Origin of the sequence: Wocania arenilitoris (genome assembly GCF_021728535.1) — a bacterium.
GTDB lineage: Bacteria > Bacteroidota > Bacteroidia > Flavobacteriales > Flavobacteriaceae > Wocania_A > Wocania_A arenilitoris.
Genome location: NZ_JAKKDU010000012.1, coordinates 128,357 through 135,989 on the forward strand (window position 1 = coordinate 128,357; position 7,633 = coordinate 135,989).

The 7,633-nt window shown below is 30.7% G+C and carries 7 protein-coding genes; 5 read left to right on the plus strand and 2 right to left on the minus strand.

Annotated features, from left to right (window positions below; all coding sequences use genetic code 11):
- Positions 1 to 18 precede the first annotated feature (18 nt).
- The 4 genes from L3X37_RS11230 to L3X37_RS11245 all read left to right on the plus strand — a co-directional run bounded on the left by L3X37_RS11230 (position 19) and on the right by L3X37_RS11245 (position 4,303).
- The gene (locus L3X37_RS11230; protein ID WP_237240267.1) at positions 19 to 615 is read left to right on the plus strand and encodes a SprT-like domain-containing protein; all 597 of its coding nucleotides are present in this window, start codon (positions 19 to 21) and stop codon (positions 613 to 615) included.
- Positions 616 to 618: 3 nt separating this feature from the next.
- Entirely contained in the window at positions 619 to 1,698 is a 1,080-nt protein-coding gene (locus tag L3X37_RS11235; protein ID WP_237240268.1) for a mannose-1-phosphate guanylyltransferase, read from the plus strand.
- A 138-nt stretch (positions 1,699 to 1,836) separates the two neighbouring features.
- Complete coding sequence (locus L3X37_RS11240; protein ID WP_237240269.1) at positions 1,837 to 3,306, plus strand: DUF389 domain-containing protein; 1,470 nt, start codon at positions 1,837 to 1,839, stop codon at positions 3,304 to 3,306.
- Positions 3,307 to 3,442: 136 nt separating this feature from the next.
- Positions 3,443 to 4,303 (plus strand): DUF5694 domain-containing protein, encoded by an 861-nt coding sequence (locus L3X37_RS11245; protein ID WP_237240270.1) that lies wholly within the window; start codon positions 3,443 to 3,445, stop codon positions 4,301 to 4,303.
- A 53-nt stretch (positions 4,304 to 4,356) separates the two neighbouring features.
- Here L3X37_RS11245 and L3X37_RS11250 read toward each other — a convergent pair whose 3' ends face one another.
- Together L3X37_RS11250 and L3X37_RS11255 are read right to left on the minus strand one after the other, a co-directional pair.
- Positions 4,357 to 5,124, minus strand: coding sequence for an ABC transporter ATP-binding protein (locus L3X37_RS11250; RefSeq protein ID WP_237240271.1), 768 nt, complete (start codon positions 5,122 to 5,124; stop codon positions 4,357 to 4,359).
- Entirely contained in the window at positions 5,121 to 5,861 is a 741-nt protein-coding gene (locus L3X37_RS11255) for an MlaE family ABC transporter permease (RefSeq protein ID WP_237240272.1), read from the minus strand. The genes L3X37_RS11250 and L3X37_RS11255 overlap by 4 nt, the downstream gene beginning before the upstream one ends.
- Positions 5,862 to 5,945: 84 nt before the next feature.
- Between L3X37_RS11255 and L3X37_RS11260 the strand changes: the two genes are divergently transcribed.
- On the plus strand, positions 5,946 to 6,755 hold the full coding sequence (locus L3X37_RS11260) for a DNA/RNA non-specific endonuclease (RefSeq protein WP_237240273.1): 810 nt from the start codon (positions 5,946 to 5,948) through the stop codon (positions 6,753 to 6,755).
- The last annotated feature ends 878 nt before the right edge of the window (positions 6,756 to 7,633 follow it).

Here is a 7,633-nt window from a genome sequence, read left to right on the forward strand (position 1 = left end):
TTACATTATTTTTACTATATGCAAAACCTGCTGCAAGACTATATCCCACAAGAAGCAATACCACAAGTTTTAAAACTTATAGAACACGATAATCTAACCGTTAAAGTTAAAAATGAGCGTAAAACACGCCATGGCGATTACAAACAATTACCTAACGGGAAACATCAAATTACGATTAATTCTAATTTGAATAAATACCGGTTTCTTATAACTTTAATTCATGAAATTGCACATTTTGAAGCCTACAATACTTATGGTAAATTTATAAAACCACATGGTTTGGAATGGAAACTTACGTTTCAACACCTTATGTTACCATTTTTAAATCCCAATATTTTCTCCAATGAATTGCTACCACTTTTAGCAAACCATTTTAAAAACCCAAAAGCATCAAGCGATACCGATGTTAATTTAGCTTTAGCATTAAAACAGTTTGATGCACCAAATAATAAAACTTATATTTTTGAAGTGCCTGTAGGAAGCATTTTTAAATTATACAACGGGAAAATATTTAAAAAAGGTAGCAAACGTATAAAACGCTATGAATGCATTGAGGTTAAAACAGGAAAGTTGTATCTTTTCAACCCAAATGCAGAAGTAGAATTATTAAATTAAAGAATGAACAAAAATTATTACGCCATATTAATGGCAGGTGGTGTTGGCTCTAGGTTTTGGCCAGTAAGCACAGAAGAATTTCCTAAGCAGTTTCACGACATGTTGGGTACAGGCGATACGCTTATTCAAAAAACTTTTAACCGTTTAGCACATTTAATTCCAAAAGAAAATATTTTTATTTTAACTAACGAACGTTATAACGATTTGGTTTATGAGCAACTTCCTGAAGTTACAAAACGGCAAGTGGTTTTAGAACCTGCAATGCGTAATACAGCGCCTTGTATTTTGTATGCTTCATTAAAAATTCAAAAAGAAAATCCTGATGCTGTAATGATTGTAGCACCAAGCGACCATTGGATTGAAGATGAAAATGCATTCTCTAAAAACGTTAAACAAGCATTTGATTATTGTTCAGAAAATGACGCATTAATGACGCTAGGTATTACACCAACTTTTCCTAATACCGGGTACGGATATATTGAATTTATTAATACTTCCGCGGAAGCAATTAAATCGGTAAATCAATTTAGAGAAAAACCAGATTACGAAACTGCAAAAACTTTTATAGCTCAAGGCAATTTTTTATGGAACGCCGGTATTTTTATGTGGAGTGCTAAAAGTGTAATTAAAGCATTTAAAAACAATCAACCCGCTTTATTTGATTTATTTGAAAACGGTATAAATGCCTATAATACCGATTTTGAAGATGATTTTATTAGAGATAATTACAAAAAAGCTGAAAACATTTCGGTGGATTATGCTATTATGGAAAAATCGAATAATGTATTTGTAATTGCAGCTGAATTTGATTGGAACGACTTAGGAACTTGGGGTAGCTTATATGATAAATTAGACAAAGATAAATCTGGTAATGCGGTTGTAAACTCTAGAACTTTAACCGAAGATGCTTCAGGAAATATGATTCGTACCAAAAACGACAAAGTAGTTGTGGTTGATGGTTTAAAAGATTATATAATAGTTGACAAAGACGAAGTTTTACTTATTTATCCAAAGTCAAAAGAGCAGGATATTAAAAAAGTACTTCAAAAAGTTAAAACAACTTATGGTGATCATTTAGGGTGAAATGATTTAAAAAAAATTGGTAAAGTAGAGATAAAATAAACCCCTCTATTTATTTTTATATATTCGTGTAATATTGATTTCAATTCTCTGAAAATAGATTTTAGGATTTGGGGGTTCAATTTTGGAATTTTAAAACTTATGGAAGAAAATAAATTTAATTTTTCTGAAGAGGAAAACGTTAAAGACAAAGCGGTAGAGCAATCTAAAGAAGCGGTTAGAAAAGATGCAAAAGGTTTATTTCAAAGTATTAAAACGTTTTTTAGCGAATTATTAGATTTTCGAGATGACACAGATAGAGATGCCACTATTGAAGCTATAAAAGGTGATATCCCGTTTAAAGGCGCAACTGCTTGGATATTAATTTGTTCCATATTTGTGGCATCGGTTGGATTAAATGCAAACTCGACCGCAGTAGTAATTGGAGCCATGTTAATTTCGCCATTAATGGGGCCTATTTTAGGTGTAGGTATGTCTATTGCTATTAACGATATTGATACTTTAAGACGATCATTAATAAATTTGGCAATCATGATTGTGTTGAGTTTATTAACAGCTTCTTTATTTTTTAGATTTTTTCCATTAAGTGAAGACACTTCTGAACTTTTAGGAAGAGTTCAACCTGATATACGTGATGTTTTAATTGCTTTTTTTGGTGGATTAGCTCTTATTATAGCTCGTACAAAACGGGGTACCATTGCATCAGTTATTTTTGGAGTTGCTATTGCAACTGCCTTAATGCCTCCTTTATGTACTGCAGGTTATGGGCTTGCTAAAGGTAATTGGGAGTACTTTTTAGGAGCCATGTATTTATTTACCATTAATACTATATTCATTGCATTGGCAACATTTTTAGTTTTAAAAGTGCTACGCTTCCCTATGCTTAAATATGTTAACTCTAAAAAGCGTCGATTCATTTCAAGAATGGCGATGTTACTGGCCATTGTTGTTATGGTTCCTGCTGGTTTTACATTTTTTAGTGTTTACCAAGAAAGCAGCTTTGAGATTGATGCTCAATCATTTATAAATGATGAATTGGAAGCATTGCCCCATTCAGAATATATCAAAAAAAACACTATATATAAGTTCGGAGGAAACGAAGAAAGTGAAATCGTCTTAAATTCTTTTGGATTGGATGAAATTCCTGAAAGTACTATTTCACTATTGCAAAGCCGATTGGCTTCATATCCTGCTTTGAGTAAATACAATACCAAACTTAAATTTAATCAAAGTAGAAGTCAAGGGTTAGATAATTTCAGATATATGAAAGAACTTAGATTTAGAGACTCATTAGACTTGTTATCTCAAACAGAAAAAATCACCTATTTAGAAAACAAAGTAAGACAACTTTCTAAACTTGAAAAAAATTATATCGCTTTTGAAGAATTAACAAAAGAAGTAAAAATCAACTACGAAACCATTGAACAATTTTCATATGCTAACGTTATAAACTCCAACTTTAGTAAAATGGATACCCTATCTGTTTTCTCGGTAAAATGGGTAGATTCTTTAACCAAAGAACCAGCAAGAATAAAGGACAAAGAAAAGCTTGAGAAATGGTTAAAACTAAAGCTAGAATTAGACACGTTAGTTGTTAAGCGTATTAATTAAAAATTAATAAAATATAAGTAATCTTATTATCTAAATCAATTGAAATTTGGTTTTTTGTTTTTAATTATTAGGTTTTATATTACCTCTAAAAAAATTTGTAATTTATTATTAAACTTCATTTATAATTAGTTTTAATATGAAAAAAAAAATATTCTCACTATTAGTTATTTTACTAATTTTTAGCTGTACAAAAAAACAAGAAAAACAACAGATTGAGACTGACGAAGTTTCAAACAGCAAAGAGATTTTGCTTATAGGCACATTTCATTACAACAACCCAGGTGCAGATTTAGCAAAAACCAAATCGTTTGACATTCTTAGTGAAGCATCTCAACTAGAGTTAGAAAAAATAAGTTCTAGCATTAACAATTATAACCCAACAAAAGTATTTGTAGAATGGCCTTATAATAAGCAAGAAGAATTAGATTCTTTATACCAACTATATCTTAATGACGAATATTTTAAAAACGAGAATCTTTCAGATTTTAATCTTAAAAATGAAATATTTCAATTAGGATTTAAAGTAGCTAAAGAAAATAATCTGAAAAAAGTTTATGGGATTGATTATACCGGAACAACCTTTCCGTTTAGTGAGGTTATGACGGATGTTGTAAAGAATAATCAAATTGAGCTTCAAGCAAAAATTGAAAAAGCTATTTCTAGGTTTACCGAAGAATTTGATAGCAAAATTGAAGCCGGAGAATCACTTATTGAACTCACAACTTTTTTAAATAAGCCCGAAATGCGTGCTTTTTCTAACTATTTCCATAATGAGTTAATGCTACTCGCAGGTGGTACCCATGATTTTTATGGGCCATTATTAACTTCTGAATGGTATAAAAGAAACCTATACATGTGGTCTTTAATTCAGAAACAAACAGAAGAATCAGATGAAAGAATTATGGTTTTAGCTGGTGCAAGTCACACAGCAATGTTTGATTTGTTTATTAAAGAAAATAAACTTTGGAAAGTAAAAGAGTTAAAGGATATTTTGTAATAGTAAGTTAAAACCTTAAATCGTCTTTTTAGTTTCAAAAAAAACAAGTGGAATCACTGATTCTCTTCAATATACATTTTACGTACTTTTTTAAATAAATTTGAAGAATAAACAAAATCAGTAACCACTTCGTTATCTGTTTTGAAAATAGTTTCTTTTGAGCCTTCCCAAGCCTTCAGTCCATTTTTTAAAAACACAATTTTTTCGCCAATTTCCATAACCGAATTCATATCGTGCGAATTAATAACTGTAGTTATTTGGTATTCGTCTGTAATTTCCTGAATTAAATTATCTATAACAATAGCTGTTTTCGGGTCTAATCCAGAATTTGGTTCATCGCAAAATAAATACTTAGGATTATTTACAATAGCACGAGCAATAGCTACACGTTTTTGCATGCCTCCAGAAGCTTCACTAGGCATTTTGTTATGGGCATTGTCAAGGTTTACACGTTTTAAAACAAAATCTACACGATCTTCCATTTCACTCTTACTTTGTTTTGTAAACATGCGTAGAGGGAACATAACATTTTCAGCAATAGTCATCGAATCAAACAAAGCGCTACCTTGAAATACCATACCAATTTTGGCACGCAAATTTCTTTTTTGATCTTCAGTTAATTGCGAAAATATTTGTCCATCATAGGCAATCGTCCCTTTTTCATAATCAAATAAACCCAATAAACATTTTAAAAAAACCGTTTTCCCAGAACCACTTTGCCCTATAATAAGATTGGTTTTACCTTTTTCAAATGAGGTACTTATACCCTTTAAAACCTCAACACCGCTAAACGATTTATGTAATTTTTTTACTTCTATCATTGACCTAACATCATATCAGTTAAAATATAATTTAATAAAATAACAACTACAGCTGTCCACACAAAAGAAGTTGTACTAGCTTTTCCAACCTCTAGCGCACCGCCTTTCATATAATAACCATGAAACGACGGAATAGTTGCTAGCACAAACGCAAATATAAATGTCTTAACAAAGGCATATATAACATGAAAAGTCTCAAAATCGGTTTGAATTCCAATAATATAATCTGCTAGCGAGGTGTAACCACCAAAAACACAGGCAGCCATTCCTCCTAAAATACCAAGAAACATTCCAATAGCAATAGTAAAAGGGTATAACATTAATGCTACTACTTTAGGAAAAACAAGGTAGTTAAGCGAATTTATCCCCATAACTTCTAAGGCATCAATTTGCTCGGTAACACGCATGGTTCCTATACTAGACGTTATAAACGAGCCTACTTTACCTGCCATAATAATAGAGGTAAATGTTGGCGCAAACTCTAAAATAACAGATTGCCTAGTTGCAAAACCTACAAGATATTTAGGAATTAATGGGTTATCAATATTTAAAGCGGTTTGTATGGTTATAACACCACCAACAAAAAACGAAATAAATGCAATAATGCCTAACGAGCCAATTATTAAATCGTTAATATCTTTAAAGATTAGTGTTTTCATTACAGACCATTTAGTTGGTTTGCGAAACATTTCGGCTATCATTAAAAAATAAGACCCAATATTATAAAGGTATGTCATATAAAAAATTGTTATTGCTAAAGTAAAAAAAGTTATAGAATTTAGCTTTAATTTTAAACCTTTAGATTTATTTTTTGATTAAATATGAATAAACACACATTATACACCATATCTGCTTTAATAATTATTTTAGGCGTTTACGGGTATGACTATTTTTTAAATGAAAATGAAAAAGCTGAAATTGTATCTGAAGGCACCTCGATAAAAAAAGATACTAACGAATACTTTTTACCAACAAGTACAACAAATCAAGTAATTCATCACAACGGGTATTCGTTATCATATAGCGAACCGCATGAACAGGCAGAATGGGTTGCCTATGAGTTAAAAAAATCTCATCTATCTAACACCAACCACAAACGCCCTTATTTTGAAATAGATAATACTGTAAAAACAGGTGCGGCAAATTGGCGTAATTATAGAAACTCTGGTTATGACCGCGGACATTTATGTCCTGCTGGAGATAGGCGTTACAATAAATCTGCACATGATGAAACCTTTTTAACCAGTAATATTAGTCCACAAAAACACGATTTTAATTCTGGGATTTGGAATAAACTAGAACAAAAAGTCCGTTATTGGGCAAGTAAATACGATGGCGTTTTTGTTATAACAGGAGGTATTTTAACAAAGAATATGAAAACCATCGGAGATGAAGCAGTTTCTGTACCAAATCAATTTTATAAAATTTTAATTGATAATAATACAGGTAAAACAAAAATGATTGCTTTTTTAATGCCGCATAAAGAATCTAATAAACCATTATACCGGTTTGTAGTTTCTGTTGATACCATTGAAAAACTTACAGGCATTGACTTTTTTCCCGAACTAGATGATGTAATTGAAAATAAATTAGAAGCATCCAGCAGCTATAAAGGTTGGAGTTTTGATTAGCCGAGAGCTATAGTAAATTTTAAGAATTTAAAAAGTTTGTTTAACAATTTTGTATATTATTAATTGCGAAGGAATTAGCAGGATTTTCCTTCCATAGTACTAAGTTGTTGTGACCACTTTTTCAAAATTCGTAATCTATAATTCCAAGTTCATTCTTTATTTCTCTAATTTTATCTCTTAATTTCCAAATCTGGTCTTGTATAGGCTTGAATTTTTCTTCAAGGTCATTGATTTTACTTTCTAATTTATCATTTTTCTTTTCTCTATTTAATAATGTGGTAAACTAGCTTTGGTATAAGCTATAAAAGCAAAGTCCATACAGCTCATAGAAAACACTCCAAAAGCTAAGCCTACTTTATTAAACCAATAAATAAAATTTAAACTTTAAAAAAAATGATCATTTTTATTCTTTTCTTTTAGGGATAAACCTACTAATAATTTATAAGGTTTACTAAATATGAATAGAATTGTAATTGAATTACCTATGATTAAAGGTAAGCCAGCAAAAAAGATATTATAAAAGTTTCTATCTGTTTCACTTAGAATATTTTCAAATTCTGAAATCCATAATTCATTAAACCAAAAGGTATTATACCAATTTAATTATGTAATGTCGTTATATTTGTATATCTTTAAGGATGGCAAAACCACAAGAATTCGCAATCAAAGAAAGTGTAGCAGAACTTGTTTCACTCCGCAAAAAGCAACCAAATTTCAGATTTGAAAAAAGAATCATTTGGCTCATTGAATCTACAAGGTAAAAAATTCAAGACTAGAAAAAAGCTCTGTGAATATTTAAGCATCAGCACCAGAACACAAGAGCGCTGGACTAAAGAATACATTACCAATGGCATACAAGGCCTGCTGTCTGACCAGCC